This is a genomic window from Exiguobacterium oxidotolerans JCM 12280 (genome assembly GCF_000702625.1).
In the GTDB taxonomy this organism is placed as follows: Bacteria; Bacillota; Bacilli; order Exiguobacteriales; family Exiguobacteriaceae; genus Exiguobacterium_A; species Exiguobacterium_A oxidotolerans.
In genome coordinates, this window is record NZ_JNIS01000001.1 from 1918885 (window position 1) to 1943342 (window position 24458).

The window sequence follows — 24458 nt, forward strand, 5'->3', positions numbered from 1 at the left end:
CTGATCAGGCTAACCCCGTCGTCCCGACGGTTGAAGAAGCTAGGATGCGTTCAGCTTCTCGTTTGAGGTTCAGTCCTGCGTTCACATCGCGGTCGTGATGGATGCCGCAACTCGGGCATGTCCACTCACGCAAACCAAGATGTTTCACGTCTTTGTGTTGATGTCCGCAACGGGAGCACAGTTGACTAGAGGCGAAGGTCTTGCCGACTTTCACGACGGTCTTTCCGTACCATTCCGCCTTGTATCCGAGCATGCGGAAGAACTCCGACCAACTGACCTCGGAGATGGACTTGCTCAACTTGCGATTCTTCTGCATGTTCTTCACCTGCAAGGTCTCGATCCCGATGACGTCGTGGTTTTTGACGATCTCGGTCGAGACCTTGTGCAGGAAATCGGTTCGCTTGTTCGCGATCTTCTCGTGGATGCGGGCGACCTTCCGCTTTTGCTTCTGATAGTTCTTCGCCTCGGAAAGTTTCACTTTCTTGTCCAAGGCCAACCGTTGACGACGAGAAAGCTTGCGTTGCTCGCGCGCCAGCTTCTTCTCAAGCGAACGGAAGTAACGGTCGTTCTTGTATACCGTGCCGTCAGACAGGATGGCGAAGTGCTTCAACCCGACATCGACGCCGACGGACGAGCCCGTCTTCGGCAGTTCGTTGCTCTCCTGCTCGACGAGCAGGGAGACGAAGTATCTTCCTGGAGCGTTACGCCGGATGGTCGCGTTCAAGATGCGTCCGACGACCTGCCTCGAGTTGGCGAAGCGGACCCACTTCAGCTTTGGAATTTTGATCGTGTTGCCGACGATCGAGACTTCTGGAAGTTGAGACTTGCCTTGGATGTTCGTCTTATACGATTGAACAGGGTTGCACTTCGACTTGAAGCGGGGTCGTTCGTTCTGCTTCTTGAAGAAGCGGTCAAAGGCATCAGCAAGATGCTTGACGCTCGTCTGCACAGATGTGCTATCGACTTCCTTCAGCCAGTCGAACGCCTGCTTCAACGACGGGAGTTCTTTCGAACAAGACCCGTAGGACAGTCCTTTACCTGTCGCTTTATACGTCTCATCCCACTTCGCCAAGAAGTGGTTGAAGACGAAGCGCGAACAACCGATCGTCTTCGCGATCAGGATTTCCTGCTCTTTTGTCGGATAGATTCTGAATTTGTAGGCCTTGTGAGTCAACATGATGTTCACCTCCTTACAAAGGATATACCCGAAAGAGAGGGTGGCGATTCATCTCCCACTTTCACTCGGGCTTCACCCGGATCGTTTAGAAGTGGGCGTATTCTCGCCTAATTTTGATAAATTTAAAAAGTGAAAAACATGTCGACTAGTAAAAGGCGATTCCATCATTTGGAGTCGCCTTTTAATAAAAATATTTGTAGATAGTTAATCTTCTAGTTGAATGACGATTCGCGTGAACTTCAGAAAATCGTTGAGATGTTGATCTAAAATCGCTTGAAGGATGTCTAAATTAAGTGATTGATAATCATGAACGGCAATATTACGAAAACCGACCATGTTCATGAGACTAATTGAGAGTGATGAGTCGATGAGGTGTGCTTCCTCAAGCAGCTGGAAGCTATCACGGCTTGATTTGGGTAATCCGAGTTTTCGTGTTCGTACCAGGTGCATAGCGATATCGATACTTGCTTCACATGCTCGTTGAATGTTTAAAATGATGCTATCTTGTTTTGTGTAATCTTTTATATTATCTGGTTCATTCTCGTAGACATCGTGTATCCTTCGCAGGCATCGTTCAATCGTTGTTATTTTATTCAACAACACATCATTCATACTAAAAAACACTCCCTTGATCTTTGATGGCTTGCACGATTGGAGCACGTTCTTCGGCAAACGCTGCGTACATGCTGTATGCTCGTATTTGTTGTCGCGTCAGTTCATTTTGATTTTGACAGTCGATGACCTGACCCTCTGTGAAAATCTGCATCGTAAAAATCGTATCGATTTGTTTGATATCCACAAGATCAACTTCACGTCCAGCTATCCTTGCCAATTTACCTGCTAAGAGAAAACGATCGTATGCTGAAAGTGTTTGATCACTTAAATAAGCGATATCTAAATCGCTGTCCTCTGTCATATTGCCTGTAGCACCGGAGCCAAACAAGATAATGAAATGAGCATTGACATGTGCATTAATCGTTTGAACAAGTTGTTGTTTCAACGTCATTGATATCATGAATGTTCGCTCCTTTAAGTCCTTTTGATATCATTGTACCATGAAGAAAGCAGACTAAAAATGACCTCTCTAAGGTCTCAGGGAGGTCATTGTTTTAAGCTGCCACTTCATTGTTTATAGGTTGATGGAGTCATGGCAGGATCCGACCTTCACCTCTTTCTGGTTGGATGTCGACGAGCCATATCGTCGCTCTCTCAAGTAGTGTCAGTTTCTTATACGAAGCAGATTTGTGAATACTGAATCCTTGTATCGTTCGAAGATCGAAGTAGCCGGTCTTACGTCTTGCGAACACGAAACACGTTTGTCCCTCGTATTGCACCTTGTCGAACAGTTGATAGCCGTGGACAAGGCGCTCCGCTTTGTTCGCCTTTCTTTTCCCCTTTTTACCGATGGTCATCTTATGCAGTTGACGGTTGTTCGCGCGTACCTGTCGGAAAAAATACGATACCTTCGGTGGTTCTGCTAGTGGATTCCCGCTGATGCAACGTGCATCTATAGCATGACGTTTATCGAGTCCATTTCCGATACGTGTGTTCTTCGTGATGAAACCATAGGTCAGTCGTACGGATGGATACGTTTCTTTCGTGGCATTGTAGATAAACCAACGCATGACCGTCATTTGCGAGGCATCACGCAAAGAACGAGATTTTCTTTGAAAGAGATGCTCCAATTTTTGCTGATGAATCTTGTGATGACATGTTTCACAGAGCGTGACGAGATTGTCAGGAGCATTTCCTCCTGTCCGACGACTTTCGATATGATGAACGTTCAAGATTTTATCTTTCGTCTTCCCTTTGCAATGTTGACACGTATGCTTGTCTCGGAAGAACACGTATTCCCGGACATTCCAAAAGCCAAGTTGATCTCCCTTCTGATACAGATCACCGGATATGTCAGGGTTCTTGATCTTTTGGATGTCAAATTGTGCGATCTCAAGGGTGAGATTGCAAATCGGTAACAGACGATAGAGCATCTGGATTAGTTTCAGATGGGCATCGACTTTATGCTGAATGGAGGGAGCAAGCCATCCTTTAGGCTTTTTGCGATTGAGAAAACGGGCTTGACGGTAGCGTGTCTTCCGACTTCTCCTAGAGTTTCGCATGGCACGACGTGTCGCCAACAATTTTTGAATGTCGGTGCGCAGTTGAACTTCTCCTTCAACCAAAACCGTTGTAGAAGTAGTCGCTGAGAAACCGATACGTTTTGTTCCGGTGTCAACACCGAGAGAAATGGGCTGTTTGTACCCACTTGATCCGTATAGCAATTGAATCGTGAAGGGTGTTCTTTTAATTACTTTTGCTTTTTTGTCGGTTAGAAGACAACGAGCTTTTTGGGGTTTGCACGGCATCAGTGGTTTGCCATGTTGATTGAGTACGAAAACGAACATTTCGTTTTCCTCCTTCGAGTGAGTTGTTCTTCGTCAATGTTGGGAAGGCTTTTTCCGTCTGCAACACCGTCCCGACCCAACAGGACTTTTAATCACAGACGACAGGGCAATCGGCTAGAACAGGTACCGAGAGGTGTCATGACCCAACCAACGGAGTTCGTAAGAACCGAGACTAGTCAATTTCAGGCTTTACAAGCCCGTCACTTTAGTGATGGGTAATTGATGATTGAGCTGCCACTGCACACCAAACGCATCTTAGATAATGCCATAGGTTTCACTCCAAAATATTTTTTAGATCGGCATGGTCATGCTCCTCTCCATTTAAAAACGGCTGACTGATACTTATAGTATACCAAACGTTTGTTCTTATTTAAAGGTTTATCGAGTTATGAATGAAAGCGGCATCATTTATTTTGCAAATTTCGATTAAATTCTAAAAAAATGGTTGTATCTTTCCAAATCACCGTCTATACTAAATTTATCGAAAGCGCTTTCGGTGAAATGAGGTTTTAACGATGGGTACAATATATGATTTAGCGAAGATAACCGGTTTTTCAATCACGACGGTTTCAAAAGCTTTAAATAATTATTCGGATGTCAGTGAGAAGACGAAAGCAAAAATCGTCCAGGCAGCAGCCGATATGGGTTATTTACCAAATGCCCACGCCCAGTCGCTCTCGACGAAACGGTCGTGGACGATCGGCGTCATGTTTTCGGAAGCGAACGGCGTCGGGATGATGCATCCGTTCTTCAACGCGATCATCGAAAGTTTCCGGAAAGCTACGGAGCAACAAGGTTATGACTTGATTTTTGCTTCACGTAATTTACGCAACCGGGACATGAGTTACTTAGAGCATTTTAAACACCGGGCAGTCGACGGCATCGTCGTCATCTGTTCCGATCAAATGGATCAGCACGTCCAAGAGCTGATTCAAAGCACGATTCCGATTGTCGTCGTCGACATGGATAGTGCTGATTGCAGTGTCGTCTATTCGGATAACTTGGCTGGTGGAGCACTCGCCGTCAATCATTTGCATGAGCTGGGTCATGAGTTGATCGCCCACATTGCGGGTGATACGACGACGGACGCCGGAAGAGCACGGATTGAAGGCTACCAACAGGCAATGGAACGTTCAGGTCTTCCGATTCCGGACGGCTACCTCGTCAACGGCGGATTCTTCTCCGGTGAAGAAGGAAAGCAGGCGATGCAGAAGTTACTTGCCTTACCTGAACGTCCGACGGCCGTTTTCGTTGCAGGTGACCAAATGGCGATCGGGGCAATCGAAGCGATTCAAGAAGCAGGCTTACAGATTCCAAAAGACATTTCGGTCGTCGGTTACGATGATATCGAATTGGCAAAGTACATTACACCAAAGCTGACGACGGTCCGGCAAGATACGGAAACGATTGGTCAACATGCAGCATCGGTCTTGATTGAACAGATCGTCAATAAAAAGCGGGTCACGACACGTGATGTCATTCCTGTTAACTTGATGGTTCGCCAATCGACAGGTCCAGTACCTGAATAACACAATGTTTGTTTCGGAATCGCTCTCGCTCGTTGTCTGAGAGGAAAAGCGAGAGCGATTTCGAAATCATTTTTTTATCACTTTTTCCGAAAGGGCTTTCGGGAATTTTCTTTAAAGCCTTTTCGAAAGCGCTTTCGATATTTTCGAATAACGAATTGAAACCGCTTACTATTGAGCGGAATACTTAATAAAGGATGGGATGACATGAAGAAGAAGTTAGTCAGCGTATTAACAGTCGGCGCGTTAACGGCAAGCGTTTTAGCAGGATGTTCAGATAGTAAAGAAGCAACGACAAGTGATGGGAAACAAGTCTTGAAAATCTGGTCATTCACGGATGAGTTAAAAGAACCAATCAAAAAGTTCGAAGAGAACAATGATGTCAAAGTCGAATTGACGATCGTTCCGATCGCGGATTACCCAACGAAGTTAAAACCGGCACTTGAAAGCGGCGTCGGTGCACCGGATATCTTCACAGGTGAGATCGCCTTCTTGAAACAATGGGTCGATGCCGGTTACTGGGCGAACCTATCTGAAAAACCGTTTAACGCAGACGAAGTCAAAGATGACTACATCCCGTACGTCTATGACATGGGGAAAGACAAAGACGGTAACGTTCGTGCGCTGTCATGGCAAACGACACCAGGTGGCGTCTATTACAAACGGAGCATCGCCAAAAAAGTTCTCGGCACAGATGATCCAAAAGAAGTCGGCGCGATGATGAACTCGATGGACGGCGTCTTCGATGTCGCTGAGAAGATGAAAGGCAAAGGCTACAAAATGTTCCCGGATGAAGGTTCAATCCGTTGGTTCGCACAAGGTAATGATCCTCAGGCCTGGGTCAACGATAAGCAAGAGCTCGTCTTGACAGAAGACAAGAAGAACTACATGGATTACGCGAAAGAGCTCCGGACGAAACAATACACAGCACTTGCGCCAGAGTGGTCACCATCATGGTTCGCCGGGATGGATAAGCCGGTCAAAGTCAAAGAAAACGGTAAAGAAACCGAAACAGAAATCTTCTCGTATGTCCTTCCAACATGGGGCTTACACAGTGTCTTAAAAGAAAATGCGAAGAAATCAGCCGGTGACTGGGCCGTCACAAGCGGACCGAGTCCATATTTCTGGGGCGGTACATGGTTAGGTGTCTATAAAGATTCGAAGAAACAAAAACTTGCGTATGATTTCGTCAAGATGATGACGCAAGACGAAGAGTTCTTGACAGATTGGGCGAAAGAAACAGGTGACGTCCTTGCGTATACACCAGTTACCGATAAAATCAAAACCGACTTCAAAGATGAGTTCCTCGGCGGACAGAACAACTATGAGTTCTTCCTTGATCAAGCGGATCAAATCACACCGGGTATCGTGACGAAGTACGACCAACAGCTCGATACATTGTACGGTGCGTCTGTCATGGAGTATGTCCAAGGCAAAAAATCAAAAGACGAAGCACTTGCTGAATTCTACAAAAAAGTCAAAAATGCGTATCCGGACGTCAAAGTACCGGAATAAGGAGACTGGGTGGGGCGGACCTCGCCCTACCTCTTCTTGTTTAAGAAAGGGGTTTGACCTGTGAAAAAACTCGATCGCCATGGTTATCTGTTCATCGCACCGTTTTGGATCGTCTTCTTGATCTTCAGCATCTATCCGGTCGCGTTGACGTTCTATTACAGCTTCACGAACTACACAGGCGCAGAAGGCGAACAACTCGTCGGACTCGCGAACTATACGCGTTTGCTTGGAGATACGTACTTCATTGAAGCGTTCTTCAATACGATTAAGATTTGGGGACTGAACTTCATCCTGCAAATTGGTGGAGCATTGATGCTCGCCTTACTGTTTTCAGACTTACAACTCAAGTTAAAAGGACTGGCTTTCTTCCGAGCGACGTTCTATTTACCGAACTTAATCACGATTAGCTCGGTTGCCCTGTTGTTCGGGATTTTACTCGACTGGCAGCACGGATCACTCAATATGATGTTGATGAAAATCGGAATCATTTCTGACCCGATCAACTGGTTGACACAACCGGTCACGGCCCAGATTTCCGTTTCACTCATCCTGACCTGGATGTGGCTTGGTCACTCGTTCATCGTCGTCATGGCCGGTGTATCCGGAATCTCGAAAGATTATTTTGAAGCGGCCTTGATTGATGGTGCGACACGCTGGCAAATCTTCTCGCGGATCACGTTGCCGCTGCTAAAACCGATTTTACTGTACATCATGATCACGTCCTTGATCGGCGGACTGCAACTGTTTGATCTCCCGATGTTGATCACGGACGGTGTCGGTGCGCCGGATGGTGCCTTGAACACGATGGTCCTTTATCTCTACAATCAAGCCTTTAAGTACAACAACTATGGCTACGCTGCTGCCGTCGCCTACGGATTGTTTGCTATCACGCTCGTCTTTTCAATCATCGTCTTCAAAGGGATGTTCCGAAAAGAACGTTCACCGAAAGGAGCCTGACCGATGGAACGAAATGCAGAAGCACGGCGGATCGTCCCGCAAACGGAGGAACAACCGGAGCGTTCAGAACGTCCGCTGAAGTTGGCACCACCGAAACAGAAAAAAGCCTGGTTCGGCAAGAGCCTGATCTATGTCGGCCTGATTGCCTTAACCATCGCCTGTATCATTCCATTTTTGATGATGATCATCAACGCGACCCGCTCGAACGAAGAAGTCTTGTCCGGTTTCTCCTTGATTCCCGGCAACTCGCTCGCTGAGAACTATGCGGCGTTAAGCTCCTACGTCAACATCTGGTCCGGCTTCAAGAACAGTCTGATCATCGCCGTCCTCGTCACCGTCTTATCGGGTTACTTCTCAGCGATGACAGCGTTCGGATTTGCTTTTTATCAGTTCAAAGGAAAAAACGTCCTGTTCGTCTTCATGCTCGTCATGATGATGATTCCGGGACAACTCGGATTGATCGGGTTCTACGAACTCAGCAAAAACTTAGGGTTGCTCGACAGCTTCATCCCGCTGATCGTACCGGCGATTGCCAGTCCGTTCACGGTCTTCTTCGTCCGTCAGTATGTCCAGACGGTCATGCACCCAAGTTTGATTGAGGCAGCGCGGATGGATGGCGCGAGCGAATGGCGCATCTTCCACACGATCGCCTTGCCAATGATGATGCCGGCGATCGCGACGATGTCGATCTTTACGTTCATCGGTTCGTGGAACAACTACATCATGCCGCTCGTCTTGTTGTTCTCACCAGAAAAATACACGTTACCGGTCTTGATGGGCTTCTTAAAAGGTTCGCAAGTCGCAGAAAATCTCGGGTCGCTTTATCTCGGAATCGCGATTTCCGTCGTCCCGATCATGATTGCGTTCTTGTTCCTATCGAAATACATCGTCAGCAGCATCTCAGCTGGTGCCGTCAAAGAATAATCTGTTAGCTAAAGGGGAGTACGCGTATGAAATTTGCACCAAACTTCGTCTTCGGAACGGCGACGTCTTCGTATCAAATCGAGGGCGCACACGACGAGGGAGGACGGACACCATCCATTTGGGATACGTTCTGCGATACGGACGGAAAAGTGTTTGAAAAACATAACGGAGATGTCGCCTGCGACCATTACCACCGCTTTGAAGAAGACATTCAACACATTAAACAACTAGGCGTCGATACGTACCGCTTCTCGATTGCCTGGCCACGGATTTTTCCGGCGAAAGGGCAGTTCAATCCGGAAGGGATGGCATTTTACAAAACACTCGCGACACGCTTACGCGAAGAAGGGATCAAACCGGCCGTTACGCTCTACCACTGGGATTTACCGATGTGGGCATACGACGAAGGGGGCTGGGTCAACCGTGACTCAGTCGACTGGTTCCTCGACTTCGCCCGTGTCTGCTTCGAAGAACTCGACGACATCGTTGATTCGTGGATCACGCACAATGAACCGTGGTGTGCCGGTTTCCTCAGCTACCACCTCGGACACCATGCACCCGGTCACACGGACATGAACGAAGCCGTCCGTGCCGTTCACCACATGCTGTTGTCACACGGAAAAGCGGTCGAACTGCTCAAAGGGGAATTCAACTCGGCGACACCGATCGGCATCACGTTGAATCTCGCGCCGAAGTACGCGAAGACGGACTCCGTCAACGATCAGATCGCGATGAACAATGCCGACGGGTACGCCAATCGTTGGTTCCTCGACCCAATCTTCAAGGGACAGTATCCGGTCGACATGATGAACCTGTTCTCGAAATACGTCCATACGTATGATTTCATCCAAGAAGGCGACATGGCAACGATTTCGGTCGCTTGTGATTTCTTCGGGATCAACTTCTACAGCCGCAACTTAGTTGAGTTCAGTGCCGCGAATGACTTCTTACACAAAGATGCGTACTCGGACTACGACAAGACGGGCATGGGCTGGGACATCGCACCAAACGAGTTCAAAGAGTTGATCCGCCGTCTCCGCGCGGAATATACGTCACTCCCGATTTTCATCACGGAGAACGGGGCGGCGTTCGACGATCAACTCGTCGACGGCCGTATCCATGACCAAAACCGGATCGACTATGTTGCGCAACACTTGCAAGCGGTCTCCGACTTGAACGAAGAGGGAATGAACATCGAAGGCTACTACCTTTGGTCGCTGCTCGATAACTTCGAGTGGAGCTTCGGATACGACAAACGATTCGGCATCATCTATGTCGATTTCGAAACACAGGAACGGACATGGAAGGACAGCGCGCATTGGTATGCCGATGTCATCCAGACACATAAAGCAGCACTCTCACAGGAAGCGTAACCCAGTCGCAGGCAAGGTCGAATTACATCGGTCTTGCCTGTTTTTTGTCAAAGGAGGATTTCAAATGAAGAAATGGTTCGCAATTGCACTAGGGACAGGTTTAGTTTTATCTTATGCCGGGACAGGGCATGCTGAAAAAGCAGACAAGAAAGACAATACGAAATGGAAAGTGGTCTGGTCGGATGAGTTTACGAAACAACAACTCGACCGGACGAAATGGAACTACGACACGGGAAACTGGATCGTCGATGCGGACGGCAACGGGGTGTCGTCCGGCTGGGGAAATAACGAAAAACAATATTACACCGACAAAAAAGACAATGCCTTCATCCGTGACGGAAAACTCGTCATCCGCGCAAAACAGGAAAAAACGACGGACGCCTTCGGAAGTTATGACTACACTTCGGCAAAGTTGAAGACAAAGGGATTGTTCAGCAAGACATACGGCCGTTACGAAATCAAAGCGAAACTGCCGACGGGAAAAGGGTTATGGCCGGCATTTTGGATGTTGCCGGAGCAGGACAAGTACGGTGCCTGGGCATCATCCGGTGAAATCGATGTGATGGAATCCTGGGGCAGTCAGCCTGAAAAGGTCGCGGGGACGATCCATTACGGCGAAAATTGGCCGAACAATAAATACACCGGCAAGGATTATCATTTCCCGGAAGGTGAACGGATTGACCAGTGGCATACATATGCCGTCGAGTGGGAGCCGGGTGAACTCCGTTGGTACGTCGATGGAAACCTCTATCAGACACAAAACGATTGGTACAGCAAAGGCAAAAATACGGCGACGAACTACAGTTATCCGGCACCGTTCGACCAAAACTTCTATCTCGTGATGAACCTCGCAGTCGGCGGCTGGTTCGACGGGGAAGTCGATGCGACGACGAAGTTCCCGGCTGAAATGGAAGTCGATTACGTCCGGGTCTATGACCTGAAGAACCGTGCCTACCGGGATCCGGTCGAGCCGGTCTATGAAGACGTGACGTTACCGGACGGGGCGAAGCAACCGCTTGAAGACGGCAACCTCGTCTATGATCAAGCGTACGAAAAAGCGATTAAGACGATTACGGACGGCGCGCAGACACTTGATCCGACCTACTGGAACTATGTGACGCTGCCAGACTTTGGCGGTGCGGGAGAGGTTCAAGTGACGGAGCAGGACGGGACACGATTTGCTGACGTGTCAATCACGAAACCCGGAACACAAACGTATTCGCATCAATTGATTCAAAACGTATCACTTGCTCAAGGCGGCCGTTACCAAGTCAGCTTCGATGCAAGTAGCGAAGCGGAACGGAAGATGGTCGTCAAAGTCGGTGGTGGGGCGGAACGCGGTTATACGAAATACTCGAATGAAGAATCAATCGATTTAACGCCGACCGTCAAGCCGTACACGTTTACGTTCGATATGACGGGGGAGACAGATCTCGCAGCCCGGCTCGAGTTCAATCTGGGTCTTGCGCAAGCGGGCGTTAAAATCGGTAACGTCCGCGTCGAACAGATTCCACGTGGAGAAATCGATGAAACAGCAACAAAACCCGCTTTACCGGACGGAAACCTTGTCTATAATGGCACATTCGACCAAGGGGCGATGGATCGCCTGACCTACTGGCAGTTTGATGCCGGTCAAACAAAAGGAATGGGAACTGTTGATCCGGTGACACGTGACTTTACGTTCAAGACGAATCCGGCAAAAGGGCAGGCGGCGACTTTGTCGCAACAAGGCGTACAACTCGTAAAAGACCATCAATATGTGCTGCGTTTCAAAGCAGCAGCAAAACGGGTGAACAAGATGGACGTTCAGTTAACGGATGAGACAGGAACGACGGCTTACCTGCCGGAACAACGGATTGCGCTGAGCGGTAAGATGGAGACGTTTGAAGTACCATTTACGATGACAGAAGCGACGGATTTAAAAAGTCGTCTCCAGTTCATTCTTGGATCAGAGAAAGGGGAAGTGACCATCGATGATGTTGAACTCTTTGACACGACGCCGATCGAGATCGACAAGTCGCCGTTGAAAAACGGCTCGTTCACGGAAGGGCTGAACTTCTGGAGTTCATACGTTCATTATGATGCCCAAGCGGTCGTCTCGACGGTGAATGAAGCTGCAAAAATCGCGATTGCTTCAGAAGGACAGGAGCCATGGAGCGTTTTACTGGAACAAGGGAACTTAGCGCTCGTTAAAGGACAGACGTACCAGTTGACATTTAAGGCGTCGTCGACGGTTGCACGGCCGCTCGAAGTGACGGTCGAAAATGCGGCGTATACACGCTACTTCAGTCAGGTCGTAGCAGTCAGTCCGACGGTGAACACGTACCAGTACGAGTTCACGATGGGACAAGACGATACGGCTGGTCTAAAGTTCTTGCTGGGAAAAGCGACAGGCGCTCCATTTGCGGCACATGACGTGACGATAGATGATGTACAACTAACGGTTAAATAATGAAAGATAAGCCTCATTCCTTCAGAAGTGGAATGAGGCTATTTTTGTAAAAAATTGTATTATACCAATTTTTAGGATAAATTAGATGTACAGTATTCTAATGGATTAGGAGGATGAAGAAATGATTCAGACACTTCATACGGATGAGAACATGCACAATCAGTTTGTTGAGCGACATCCAGCAGGGGATTTGATGCAGATGACGGGATGGGGAGAGGTCAAGCAAGCGATGGGATGGCGCTGTCGCCGCGTCGCGATTGCGGAAGATGAACAACTTGTTGGCAGTGTTCAAATTCTATTTTTTCCTGTTTTAGGGACAGGATACACGATTGCTTACATCCCTCGTGGATTTGTAACAGATTACGAGCGATTAGATTATGTTGAAGCGCTATGGGAGGAAACAAAACGACTTGCGAGAGAAGAAAATGCGATTTTCGTGAAGCTGGATCCAGACATCGACTTGGGTGAGGGGGTGGCTTTTGAACGTTTAGTCGCACTAGGGTTTCGTCATAAAGGATTTGAGAAAGGTTTTCCGTACGTCCAACCAAGGCACCGGATGGAACTTACATTACAAACTCAGGAGGAAGAAACATTCCAATCCTTCCAGCGTCGGACCCGTTCAAAAATTCGTACGTCTCTTAAAAATGGAATAACATTTGAACGTGGGGGTGCTTCAGGTCTGAGCTGTTTCTCAGAGCTAATGGAAGAAACGGGGAAACGGGATGGATTTGTGACACGCGATCAAACTTATTTCGAGAAATTATATCAAACGCTACATGCAGCAGGACAAGCGGAATTATTCTTTTGTCGGCTTCATCCTACGGTGGCCCTTCAACAATTAGAAAATGAAAAGTCTGAACTTGAGTCTGCCCTAATTGAAACTGAGCAAAAGGAGCAGAAAACAGAGAAACAACAAATTCGTCGACTGAAGAAATTAGAAGAACTGAATCGGCGTCTTTTTAAAGTAGATCAATCCATTGAGGAGATGCTACATCTACAGCAGACACATCCAGAGGGGAAACTACTGTCTGGCGCACTCTTTACATACGCTGCGGGGAAGGCACACTATCTATATGGGGCCTCTTCGGATGCATATCGAAGTTACCTGCCGAACTACCGGATGCAATGGGAAATGATTCGATATGCAACAGAACTAAAACTCCATACATATGATTTTGGCGGGGTAAGCGGTTATGAATCGGAAGAAGATCCATATCGGGGACTTTATGATTTCAAAAAATTGTTCGGTACAGAAATGAAAGAAAAGATTGGCGAATTTGATTTTGTTTTAAACCCAACTATGTATCAAGCATACGATAAAGGATTGCCGCTCCTCAAGAAAGTAAGACGTTTAGTTATGAATTACTTCTAAGGTTCTTTTGATTAATTTTACTTTTTATGGAAGGTTTAGCGGTGGGAATAGCGAATACTAGTTCATATCAAAAGTAATGGAGGAATTTGAAAATGCCGAAGGGAACAAAGTCTTATCTCGTACTTTTTTGTACGCTATTACTCGTTTCGATTATGTTGAACGGCTGGCCGGCCGGAATCTATCCGGATGGTTCGATTGGTATAGTACAAATTCTTACGTCGATTGGCTGGTTTGCTTTCTTGATGGGATCAATCCTCATCCTTAAAAACACATCGCTCATCCGTTTTCTGTTTAACTACCTTCGTTTTGGTTTCATCGGCGGGATGGTCGTCTATTTGATTACATTGTTTGAGAATCACCTTTGGGATCAGACGTGGTTTGACATGATGTCAGGAATCCAATATCCACTGTATGTTCTGTTTGTCGTGCCGATGTTTGGTTGGAATGCCTTTACTGGAATTCCGTATGGTGATTTTTCATTTTTAATTGGTTTCCTCTATCTCTTGATCGCCTTCGGTCTAAGCTTACGGTATAAGAAAATCAAGATTGAACGCTTGCGTTACTGAATGGTAATTACAAGTAGGACCCGCTTCATAACGAAGCGGGTCTTTTTTTGTCTTTTGAACTGTCAGATAAGTCATACCTCTAAAGTTTAAAAATAGGAAACTATTTCTAAAGAAATCTACTATAATCAAATTATCACTAAAATTTGGTTTTTTTAGAAACGGAGGTAACCTGATGAAAAAAGCATTAAAGATCGTCATGGCAGGTGTACTTAGTATTTCGTTACTTAGTGCTACATCTGGTCAAAGTGACGCAGCGACTAAGGCGAAGACGTTTAAAAACTGTACGGAGATGCAAAAAACGTATAAAGGTGGCGTCTCGAAGAAAAAGGGTTTGAAAAACCGGACGGGTTACGATAAAAACGAGAAAGCCATTTATAAGAAAACAAAGTACGCCCAACATGTCAGCTTAGCGACGTATAATCTCAACAAATCGAAAGACCGTGACAAAGATGGCATCGCCTGCGAACGCTAAAAAAAAGCCCCGCTCTCCTGAATGGAAAGTGGGGCTTCATACGTTTAGTTGAAGTTCTTTTTGAGGAAGTCTGTGACTTCTCCAGGTGTTTTTGCGTTCGCACTATGCAAGTGACCGAGCTTCTCGTTGTTTTGGAAAACGAGTAAACTTGGAATGCCCATGACGACATTATCAGATGCGATTTCCGGGAACTCATCTTTATCGATTGTATAGATTGGAAGTTCTTTAAATTGTGACTCGACGTCCGGCATGAAGTAATCCATCCGTTTGCAGTCCGGGCACCAGTCCGCTTCGAACTTGATGATGACTGGTGTATCACTTGCGATTAACTCTTTGAACGTGTCTTCACTCTTGATGTAGTTACTCATGTGTAAATCCCCCTATAGTATGATCGTTTGTCTTTAGTCTACTGACTCCGGTACGAAGATGCACGGATTATGCTTTTTTTGTTTAATAAATTTCCGCAAAAAAGTTGGTGGTTCAAGAGATGTAAGCGGTTTTTCAGTTCGAGAATGTTGAATGGCTAAGGATTAATCTAGTTTGCCTATAAGAAACAAAGTTGGCTATTTATTAATTATCTAGTTATAAACAAAATGATTTCTCTAGACCCACTTGTATTGAACTGCTACGATAAGTTTTCGGAATTAAGCGAGTAAGTGGGGGCGGGCGGAATGATGGACGAACAAAAATTCGATAATTTAAAACGAGGCGAACGCGGTGCGATGATTAGCATTGCAGCCTATATCCTATTATCCGTAATTAAGCTGCTTGTCGGCTATTCAGCGGATTCTGCCGCTTTGCGGGCAGATGGTTTGAACAATACGACGGATATCATCGCATCGATCGCTGTGTTAATTGGATTACGGATTTCCCGTCGTCCAGCAGATGACAATCATAAATACGGTCACTGGAAGAGTGAGACGATCGCGTCGATGGTCGCTTCCTTCATTATGATGGCAGTAGGTCTCCAAGTGTTGATTGACACGATTTCAAGTTTATTTGAAGGAAAACAAGAATCTCCAGATATCGTAGCTGCCTATGTCGGAATCGGTTCGGCAGTCGTGATGTACTTTGTCTATCGGTATAACCGCAAACTGTCTGAAGAAATTGACAGCAAGGCCGTCATGGCAGCGGCGAAAGATAATCGGTCGGATGCCTGGGTCAGTATCGGAGCGTCAATCGGAATCATCGGTTCCCAGTTCGGGATGCCGTGGCTTGATATCGTGACCGCGATCATCGTCGGTTTCTTAATCTGTAAAACGGCATGGGACATTTTCTCGGAAGCTTCCCACGAACTGACGGACGGCTTTGATGAACAAAAGCTGAAGATGTATGAGGACGTGATTTCTGACCTCGAAGGCGTCAAAGGCATCAAGTCGATCAAAGGACGGAACTACGGTAATAACGAAGTCGTCGATGTCGTGATTCTCGTCAACTCGACGCTCAACATCCACCAAGCCCATGATATCGCGACAAAAGTAGAGGACACGCTGACGGATGAGTACGGTGTCTACGATATTCATGTTCATGTGGAGCCGGAGTGAACTATAGAGAACGACCATTTCTGGGTAGAGAAATGGTCGTTTTTTTGTGTGCATAATCTGCTGTCACTCGTTAAATCGGTTGAAAATATTATGTGCATTTTCACATTGTTATTTAGTTGACTTCACGAACTAATCGGCGTAGTTTAGTTTACATAGATAATCATTCCAAATGGAACGATTCGAAATGGAACACGGAGGTGGAAGGATGGAAACAGAACAACGTGAGCCGGTCCGTTCGACGGCAATGATGCAATCTTTTTGGAATGTCCAGCGGCATCTCGTCCGGGCGGCACATCAGACGGCGCAGGAAAACGGACTGAGCTTACCGCAATTCCATAGTCTGATGACGATTGCGCCAAGGAGTCCGATTACACAAAAAGAACTGGTCGCACACACGCATTTACCGAAGAGTACGCTCAGTCAATCGATCGAGGGATTGGTTCAATCCGGCTGGGTCATCCGGGATACGAATCCGGACAACCGGCGTGAAGTCGTATTGACGCTGAGTGAGCAAGGGCAACGGTTCGTTGATGCGATCAAACAACAAGAAGCCGGTATGCAGCAACGGCTCGAACAAATCCTCGATCAAATTGATCCGGCTGCCTTTGAACAAATGCTCAAGACGCATGAACAGATTGCAGACGGCTTAAAAGACATCCTGTCATCAGGAAACGGAGGCTGTACAGATGATTAAGTTACTCAAAAATCTAAAAGTCTATAAATGGGCGGTCCTCGCCGTATTGGTCCTCGTCTTCGCCCAGTCGATGTCCGATTTGTATTTACCGACTTTGATGGCCGACATCATCGATAAAGGCGTTGTCGTCGGGGATACAGGCTACATCTGGAAAATCGGTGCGGTCATGCTGGGCATCACGGCACTCGGTGCGACGGCTGCAATTGCCGCAAGTTATTATTCGTCAAAAGCGGCGATGGGGCTTGGGCGCGACATTCGCCGGAAAGTCTTTAACCACGTCGAACGTTTTTCACTGCAAGAGTTCGACCAAGTCGGAACGGCGTCACTGATCACGCGGACGACAAATGATATTACGCAAGTTCAACAAGTCGTCATCATGATGTTACGGATGGTCGTCAGTGCACCGATCATGTTCGTTGGTGGTCTAATCATGGCAGTCTCGAAGGATGCCAAGCTGTCGCTCGTCATCGTCGCCGCGATGCCGGTCCTTGTCGTGTCCATTCTGTTGATCCTCTGGAAAGGGGTACCGCTATTCGGACAAGTCCAAAAACGACTCGACCGGTTAAATCTCGTCTTACGTGAGAATTTGACAGGTATCCTTGTCATTCGGGCCTTCAACCGGGAGAAAGAAGAAAAAGTCCGCCTGACGCAAGCCAATGCGGATTTGACGGACGTCTCGATTAAGGTCAATAAAATCATGGCATTCTTGATGCCGACGATGATGCTCGTGATGAACTTGACGGTCGTCGGCGTCATTTGGTTCGGTGGGATCCGGATCAATAACGGTGGCATGCAAATCGGTGACTTGATGGCGTTCATTCAATACGTCATGCAAATCATGTTCGCCCTCGTCATGGCATCCGTCATGTTCGTCATGATTCCCCGGGCTGCCGTCTCGGCGAAACGGATTAATGAGGTTCTTGAGATGACACCGACGATGGTTGATGAAGGAACCGCTTCAGCAGACCGGGAGCCGGGAACACTCGTTTTCGATCACGTGACATTCAGTTATCCGGGAGCAGAAGCGCCGGTACTGTCGGATATCAGCTTCAAAGCACGTCCTGGTGAAATCACCGCTGTCATCGGTGGGACCGGTGCTGGGAAATCGACGCTCGTCAACTTAATTCCCCGCTTTTACGACGTGACGAGTGGCAGCATCCAAGTCAACGGCGTCGACAGTCGAGACGTCCCGCAAGAGGAATTACGTTCGAAAATCGGCTTCGTACCACAAAAAGCCCTATTGTTCACGGGCTCGATTGCGGACAACATTCGTTTCGGGAAACAAGATGCGTCATTAGAAGAAATCGAACATGCAGCGCGTGTCGCCCAAGCGACCGACTTCATCGAGCGGATGCCGGACCGGTATGATTCCGTGATTGAACAAGGCGGCTCAAACGTTTCCGGTGGCCAAAAGCAACGGCTTTCGATAGCCCGGGCGCTCGTCCGAAAACCGGATCTGTATGTATTTGACGACAGCTTCTCGGCCCTCGACTTCAAGACGGATGCGACACTCCGGAAAGCATTAAAAAAAGAAACGCAGGAAGCGACGGTCTTGATCGTCGCCCAACGCGTCAGCACGGTCATGGACGCGGATCAAATCATCGTCCTTGAGGAAGGGCGTGTCGCAGGCATCGGCACGCATGACGAATTGTACGCAACAAACGATGTCTATCAAGAAATCGTCAAATCCCAACTGTCAGAGGAGGAAATCGCATGAGCCAGACAACGAAACGACCTGCCGGCGGACCTCCGGGTGGACCGGGTGGCGGTCCCGGCGGTGGGAACATGATGATGATGGGAGAGAAACCGAAAGACTTCAAAGCGACGTTCCGTCGGTTACTCGCCTATTTAAAACCACGGCGGACGGCCTTGATTGCGGTGTTTGTCGCCGCGATTCTCAGTACGGTCTTTATGATCGCCGGACCAAAAATCATGGGGACAGCGATTACGGAACTGTTCGAAGGGGCGTATGCGAAGTTCCAAGGAGTCCCCGGTGCTGCCATCGACTTTACGAAGATCGGTCAGATTTTGCTGCTCCTCGCTGGGCTTTACGTCATCAGTAGTATATTTAGTTACATTCAGCAATACATCATGTCGAGCGTCGCTCAAAAAACGGTGTATGACTTACGGGAGGACGTCAATCAGAAACTCGAGCGGTTGCCGCTGAAGTATTATGACGGACGACCGAACGGGGAAACGCTCAGCCGGGTGACGAACGATATCGATACAATCGGGAGTACGCTCCAACAAAGTGTCACGTCGTTCATTACGTCCATCGTCACGATCGTCGGGATTTTAATCATGATGTTGACGATCAGTCCACTCTTGACGTTGATTTCACTCGTGACGTTACCATTATCGATTTTTGCGATCCGTCCGATCTTAAAACGATCGCAGAAGTATTTTGCCGATCAACAACGGACACTCGGTCAACTGAATGGTCACGTCGAAGAGATGTATACGGGACACCCGGTCGTCAAGGCGTTTGGTCATGAACGAAAAGCGGTCGCAGAGTTTGACGATGTCAATGAACAGCTCTATGATGCCGGACGAAAAGCGCAGTTCATTTCCGGCATCATCATGCCGATGATGATGTTCATCGGGAACATCAGTTATGTCTTGATCAGTGTCGTCGGCGGGATTTTAGTGACGCAACGCAGTATCTCGATCGGGGACATTCAAGCCTTCATCACGTATACCCGGCAATTCACGCAACCGATCACGCAGACGGCGAACATCGCAAACATCGTCCAGTCGACGGTCGCAGCAGCAGAACGTGTTTTCGAATTATTAGATGAAGAAGAGGAAATCAAAGAAGTGACGACGCATCATCTCGCGCGTGCGAAAGGTGCCGTCGCGTTTGAACACGTCGACTTCGGTTACGGAAAAGACCTCTTGATTGAAGACATGAACATCGATGTCCGACCGGGACAAACCGTCGCCATCGTCGGTCCGACCGGTGCCGGGAAAACGACCTTAATCAACCTGTTGATGCGTTTCTATGAATTGAGCGGTGGTGCGATCCGGATTGACGGGATCGATACGCGAGACATGTCCCGGGAAGACTTGCGGACGACCTTCGGGATGGTCCTGCAAGATACGTGGCTCTTTAATGGGACGATCCGCGATAATCTCGCATACGGAAAAGTCGGAGCATCGGAAGAAGACATCGTCAATGCGGCTAAAGCGGCGCATGCCGACCACTTCATCCGGACGTTGCCGGATGGGTACGATACGGTCTTGAACGAAGAAGCCTCGAACATCTCACAAGGGCAAAAACAATTGTTGACGATTGCCCGTGCGGTCCTCGCCGATCCACCGATCATGATTTTGGATGAAGCGACGTCGAGCGTCGATACGCGGACGGAAATCTTCATCCAGCAGGCGATGCAACGCTTGATGGACGGACGGACGAGTTTCGTCATCGCCCACCGCCTGTCGACGATTAAAGATGCGGACTTAATCCTCGTCATGGATCAAGGACGTGTCATCGAACAAGGAACGCATGAAGCGTTGTTAAAAGCAGATGGTTTCTATGCGGACCTCTACAACAGCCAGTTTTCCGAAAAAGAAGTCGTATGACAGGATCAAAAATGAAGCAGTTCTCCTGAAACGGGGAGCTGCTTTTTTTGTCGGAATAATCCTTTTCCTTGATTTTTAATACCGCAGGGGGTATATTATGGACAGAAATCATTTTGCCGAACGGGCAACAAAAGGAGAGAACTTCCATGAAAAACATGTCGACGACTGAACTTGAACAAACACTTCAAACGGATGCATCCATCCAGTTGATTGATGTCCGGGAAACGGATGAATACGCAGGTGGTCATATCGAACAAGCTAAAAATGTTCCGCTATCTGAATTGACGGAACGTACGGCTGAACTGGATGCGAAACAACCGATTCACGTCATTTGCTTATCTGGTGGACGGAGTATGAATGCTTCGATGTATTTGGAGCAAGCGGGCTTCGACGTCACGAACGTCGACGGCGGAATGATGAGCTGGGAAGGAAACGTCACACGCTAAGCAACAATCAATCGGGTACGACCATTCAACTAAAGGAGGAATCGTTATGTTATTACGCTATTTCTATGATGAAAAATTAGCACAAGCTTCATATATGGTAGGGTGCCAGAAGACGGGGGAAGCGATCGTCATCGATCCGGCACGAAACATCGAACCGTACCTCAAAGAAGCGGAAAAAGAAGGGCTTCGAATTTCGGCGACAGCGGAAACACACATTCATGCTGATTTCGTTTCTGGGACACGCGAATTCGCGAAACGTCTCGGAACGACAGCTTATCTATCAGATGAAGGCGATGCTTCTTGGAAGTATGGTTTTGCTTCAGAGATTGATGCCTGTCTCGTCAAAGACGGGGAGACGTTCAAAGTCGGGAATGTGACGCTTGAAGTCATGCATACACCAGGTCATACGCCGGAACATATCTCGTTTGTCTTATACGATCGTGATCAAACGGTTCCGATGGGAATATTTACGGGCGACTTCGTCTTCGTCGGCGATATCGGACGTCCGGATTTACTGGAAGAAGCTGCCGGTATTCAAGGAACGACAGCCCTTGGTGCGAAGCAAATGTTCCAGTCCTTGAAACGCTTCAAACAATTGCCTGACTTCACACAAGTCTGGCCAGGACACGGTGCAGGAAGCGCGTGCGGGAAAGCACTCGGTGCTGTTCCGACATCAACGGTCGGCTACGAAAAAGCGACGAACTGGGCACTCCAGATGGAGGATGAAGCAGCATTCGTCAAAGAATTGACAACGGATCAACCAGAACCACCGAACTACTTCGCGATGATGAAAAAAGTGAATAAGGAAGGCATTGCCGTGACGACAGGAATCGATCGTCCACGCCTTGCTGAAGCGAACACGGTGGGAGAACTCGTCAAGACGATGCAAGTCGTCGATACACGAGACGGAAAAACATTCGGTGCCGGACATGTGCCGGGGACAATCAACATTCCTTACAATTCGAAATTCGTTGCCTGGGCAGGCTGGTTAGTCGATTTCAATCAGGATATCGCCATCCTCGCGGCAGCGGATCAACTGGAAACGATTCAAACGGATTTACAATCGATCGGACTGGATCGTTTCGTGACATTGATTGATGTCGAAGAACTCACAGCGGGTCAGTTAACAGAAAGTTATCCAGACTGGACAGCCGACAAAGCCATCGCAGCAGCTGAAGCCGGTGACGTCTATGTCCTTGACGTCCGTAATAAAACGGAGTGGGAGGAGAGCCATTATGAACAGGCTCACCGGATTTTACTTGGAAAACTCGCGTCACGTCATGAAGAACTTCCGAGCGACCAACCGATTGCTGTCCACTGTGCATCAGGGGTTCGGTCACGGATGGCGGTCAGCGTCCTCCAATCAATCGGTGTGAAGAATGTGATTAACATCGACGGTGGGTATGCAGCGATTGAAGACGTCTTAGATGGTTCTAAAATAGCAACGACACGTTAATTACTCATAATGTAAATGGATGTTCTCTTACGAGAATGTCCATTTTTTTATATATTTTTTTAGGAGAAATATTTAGTGTTGTAAATTGTTTAACTTATCCTTTAGTGGGGGAAATTAAAGAAGTGTCAGAAATATATGAATTCATTTTAGAGATGAAGGGGTGTGGAAAGATGAACAACTTTTGGAACACGACGTCATTTGACGCAAACGGGATTCTTGGAACTCTCGGAAATATTTTAGGTGCATTGATCGTATTCCTGATTGGATGGCTGATCGCGAAATTGATTGCGAATGGCATTCAAAAAGCACTAGAAAAATCAGGTGTCGTCGAGAAATTGATGCCAGAAAAGTCAGCTGAATCGAAAACGGAGAAAAAGAAATGGACGCCAGAAAAAGTTATCGGCACAGTCATTTTTTGGGTCGTGATGGTTTTTGTACTAATTTTAGTATTCAATATTCTTAACCTCGGAATCATCGCAGCACCGCTCGCAGACACGATGAGTACGTTGCTTGGTGCCATCCCGAATATCTTGAAAGCAGCACTTGTTCTATTATTCGCCTATGTTCTTGCCGTCGTCTTACGGATGATCATCGTCAAAGGCGGAACGAAGTTGATGGCGAATGAAAAAGTTCGGTCAAATAAAATGTTGCAAGGACAAACCGATTTATCGAACTATCCGAAAATTGCTGGAGACATCGTCTTTTACTTGGTCTTGTTGATTTTCCTACCAGGTGTACTCGATGCCTTGAACATCAGTAGTGTTTCGGAACCGTTCAGTCAACTATTATCGTCATTCCTTAGTTTCATCCCACGTCTGATTGCTGCTGCAGCTATCTTCTTCGTCGGATACCTTGTTGCGAAAATCGTCCGCGATATCGTGACGAACTTTCTTCATGCAGTTGGAACAGATAAATTTGCTTCACGCTTTAATTTAGGTACAAACGATCAAAAAGATAAAAAATCCCTTTCTTCTATTTTGGGAACAGTCGTCTTCATCTTAATTTTGATTCCAATCACGATTTCAGCACTGGATCAACTTAATATTAAAGGAATATCAGAACCCGCGATTAACATGCTAAATGATGTACTTGGGATGATTCCGAACATCATCATCGGTGTCGTCTTAATTCTTGTTGGTCTTTATGTCGGACGTTTCGTCAAGAAATTCGTCGCGGATCTCTTGTCACGCCTTGGATTTGATAACTTGACACGTCACCTGAAAATCGGTAACTGGGATGCGAATAATACGTCGACATCGCCATCATCGATTGTTGGCTCACTCGTTGAAATTATTATCGTCGTCCTGTTCGTCGTCGAAGCCTTCAATCTGATTGGTCTTGACTTCATGGTCGATCTCGGACGAGCTGTTCTTGCTTTCCTTCCGAGCGTCTTGACGGCAATCGTCATCTTGGCGATTGGTATCATCGTCAGCAACTTGGTGAAACGTACGATGGATAGCTTGTTTGCGAAATCCGATTTAAAAGTACTTTCAAGCGTCGCGAAGTACGCTATCCTTGCTCTTGCTGTCTTCATGGCCCTTGATCAGCTTGGAGTTGCGGCAACAATCGTCAACTCCGCGTTCATCTTGATTCTCGGAGCAGTTGCCCTTGCCTTCGGTCTCGCCTTTGGTTTAGGTGGTCGTGATAATGCGTCACGTTATCTTGATCGTCTCCAGAAAAAAGCGGAAAACGCAGACATCGACACATCTAACTTATCATCAAACAACACACCGTCTGCGTCAACAAAACCTAGCTTAAAAGATGCAGCAAAAGGTGCAGCATCGAACGCAGCAGACGATGTCACGCCAGACCGTGCCCCACGTGCTTCCCGTTCGACGGAATCGACTGATGAGAAACCGACGCACGGTAAGCCGAAAGGTGCGCTTCCTGAAAATGATTTGGCACAACAGGATGATTATCCGATTGACCCGGATCTTGGACCGAACCTCGATCATCCGAATGATCGTCCGTAAGTAGAAAAGAGACTCCTTCGTGCACTT

Annotated in this window: 21 protein-coding genes; 16 read left to right on the forward strand and 5 right to left on the reverse strand. The window is 47.4% G+C overall.

Annotation, left to right across the window (positions count from 1 at the left end; translation table 11 throughout):
* Positions 1 to 4 precede the first annotated feature (4 nt).
* From tnpB to iscB, 4 genes are all read right to left on the reverse strand, one after another.
* Positions 5 to 1177, reverse strand: coding sequence for an IS200/IS605 family element RNA-guided endonuclease TnpB (gene tnpB / locus P403_RS0109785; protein WP_029332455.1), 1173 nt, complete (start codon positions 1175 to 1177; stop codon positions 5 to 7).
* Positions 1178 to 1381: 204 nt separating this feature from the next.
* A complete protein-coding gene (hepT, locus tag P403_RS0109790) occupies positions 1382 to 1789 on the reverse strand; it encodes a type VII toxin-antitoxin system HepT family RNase toxin (protein WP_029332460.1) in 408 nt (135 codons plus the stop codon).
* A gap of 1 nt (position 1790) precedes the next feature.
* Positions 1791 to 2192, reverse strand: coding sequence for a type VII toxin-antitoxin system MntA family adenylyltransferase antitoxin (mntA, locus tag P403_RS0109795; RefSeq protein ID WP_029332461.1), 402 nt, complete (start codon positions 2190 to 2192; stop codon positions 1791 to 1793).
* Between the two features lie 130 nt (positions 2193 to 2322).
* On the reverse strand, positions 2323 to 3579 hold the full coding sequence (gene iscB, locus P403_RS0109800; RefSeq protein ID WP_029332462.1) for an RNA-guided endonuclease IscB: 1257 nt from the start codon (positions 3577 to 3579) through the stop codon (positions 2323 to 2325).
* A 515-nt stretch (positions 3580 to 4094) separates the two neighbouring features.
* Between iscB and P403_RS0109805 the strand changes: the two genes are divergently transcribed.
* The 9 genes from P403_RS0109805 (at position 4095) to P403_RS0109845 (ending at position 14736) form a co-directional block, all read left to right on the forward strand.
* Entirely contained in the window at positions 4095 to 5108 is a 1014-nt protein-coding gene (locus P403_RS0109805; protein WP_029332463.1) for a LacI family DNA-binding transcriptional regulator, read from the forward strand.
* Positions 5109 to 5312: 204 nt separating this feature from the next.
* Positions 5313 to 6620, forward strand: a complete 1308-nt coding sequence (locus tag P403_RS0109810) for an ABC transporter substrate-binding protein (RefSeq protein WP_029332464.1) — start codon at positions 5313 to 5315, stop codon at positions 6618 to 6620.
* 60 nt (positions 6621 to 6680) lie between these two features.
* Positions 6681 to 7577 (forward strand): carbohydrate ABC transporter permease, encoded by an 897-nt coding sequence (locus P403_RS0109815; protein WP_029332465.1) that lies wholly within the window; start codon positions 6681 to 6683, stop codon positions 7575 to 7577.
* A 3-nt stretch (positions 7578 to 7580) separates the two neighbouring features.
* Positions 7581 to 8501, forward strand: coding sequence for a carbohydrate ABC transporter permease (locus P403_RS0109820; RefSeq protein WP_084157658.1), 921 nt, complete (start codon positions 7581 to 7583; stop codon positions 8499 to 8501).
* Positions 8502 to 8527: 26 nt separating this feature from the next.
* Positions 8528 to 9874 (forward strand): GH1 family beta-glucosidase, encoded by a 1347-nt coding sequence (locus tag P403_RS0109825; protein WP_029332467.1) that lies wholly within the window; start codon positions 8528 to 8530, stop codon positions 9872 to 9874.
* A gap of 64 nt (positions 9875 to 9938) precedes the next feature.
* Positions 9939 to 12326, forward strand: coding sequence for a carbohydrate binding domain-containing protein (locus P403_RS0109830; RefSeq protein ID WP_029332468.1), 2388 nt, complete (start codon positions 9939 to 9941; stop codon positions 12324 to 12326).
* A 121-nt stretch (positions 12327 to 12447) separates the two neighbouring features.
* Positions 12448 to 13698, forward strand: a complete 1251-nt coding sequence (locus P403_RS0109835; protein WP_051667352.1) for a lipid II:glycine glycyltransferase FemX — start codon at positions 12448 to 12450, stop codon at positions 13696 to 13698.
* 92 nt (positions 13699 to 13790) lie between these two features.
* Complete coding sequence (locus tag P403_RS0109840; protein ID WP_029332470.1) at positions 13791 to 14264, forward strand: hypothetical protein; 474 nt, start codon at positions 13791 to 13793, stop codon at positions 14262 to 14264.
* Between the two features lie 172 nt (positions 14265 to 14436).
* Positions 14437 to 14736, forward strand: a complete 300-nt coding sequence (locus P403_RS0109845; RefSeq protein WP_029332471.1) for an excalibur calcium-binding domain-containing protein — start codon at positions 14437 to 14439, stop codon at positions 14734 to 14736.
* A gap of 44 nt (positions 14737 to 14780) precedes the next feature.
* On the opposite strand, the gene P403_RS0109850 is transcribed toward P403_RS0109845, so the two are convergent.
* Entirely contained in the window at positions 14781 to 15104 is a 324-nt protein-coding gene (locus P403_RS0109850; RefSeq protein ID WP_029332472.1) for a thioredoxin family protein, read from the reverse strand.
* Positions 15105 to 15410: 306 nt separating this feature from the next.
* On the opposite strand from P403_RS0109850, the gene P403_RS0109855 reads away from it, so the two are divergent.
* The 7 genes from P403_RS0109855 to P403_RS0109885 all read left to right on the forward strand — a co-directional run bounded on the left by P403_RS0109855 (position 15411) and on the right by P403_RS0109885 (position 24431).
* The gene (locus P403_RS0109855; RefSeq protein WP_029332473.1) at positions 15411 to 16280 is read left to right on the forward strand and encodes a cation diffusion facilitator family transporter; all 870 of its coding nucleotides are present in this window, start codon (positions 15411 to 15413) and stop codon (positions 16278 to 16280) included.
* Between the two features lie 205 nt (positions 16281 to 16485).
* The gene (locus tag P403_RS0109860) at positions 16486 to 16974 is read left to right on the forward strand and encodes a MarR family winged helix-turn-helix transcriptional regulator (protein WP_029332474.1); all 489 of its coding nucleotides are present in this window, start codon (positions 16486 to 16488) and stop codon (positions 16972 to 16974) included.
* Entirely contained in the window at positions 16967 to 18691 is a 1725-nt protein-coding gene (locus P403_RS0109865; protein WP_029332475.1) for an ABC transporter ATP-binding protein, read from the forward strand. Before P403_RS0109860 ends, P403_RS0109865 begins: the two co-directional genes overlap by 8 nt.
* Positions 18688 to 20556: an ABC transporter ATP-binding protein gene (locus tag P403_RS0109870; protein ID WP_029332476.1), complete on the forward strand. Its 1869-nt coding sequence runs from the start codon at positions 18688 to 18690 to the stop codon at positions 20554 to 20556. Before P403_RS0109865 ends, P403_RS0109870 begins: the two co-directional genes overlap by 4 nt.
* 146 nt (positions 20557 to 20702) lie before the next feature.
* Positions 20703 to 21002, forward strand: a complete 300-nt coding sequence (locus P403_RS0109875) for a rhodanese-like domain-containing protein (RefSeq protein ID WP_029332477.1) — start codon at positions 20703 to 20705, stop codon at positions 21000 to 21002.
* 46 nt (positions 21003 to 21048) lie between these two features.
* Positions 21049 to 22458: an MBL fold metallo-hydrolase gene (locus P403_RS0109880; protein WP_029332478.1), complete on the forward strand. Its 1410-nt coding sequence runs from the start codon at positions 21049 to 21051 to the stop codon at positions 22456 to 22458.
* 170 nt (positions 22459 to 22628) lie between these two features.
* Complete coding sequence (locus P403_RS0109885) at positions 22629 to 24431, forward strand: mechanosensitive ion channel (protein ID WP_051667354.1); 1803 nt, start codon at positions 22629 to 22631, stop codon at positions 24429 to 24431.
* The last annotated feature ends 27 nt before the right edge of the window (positions 24432 to 24458 follow it).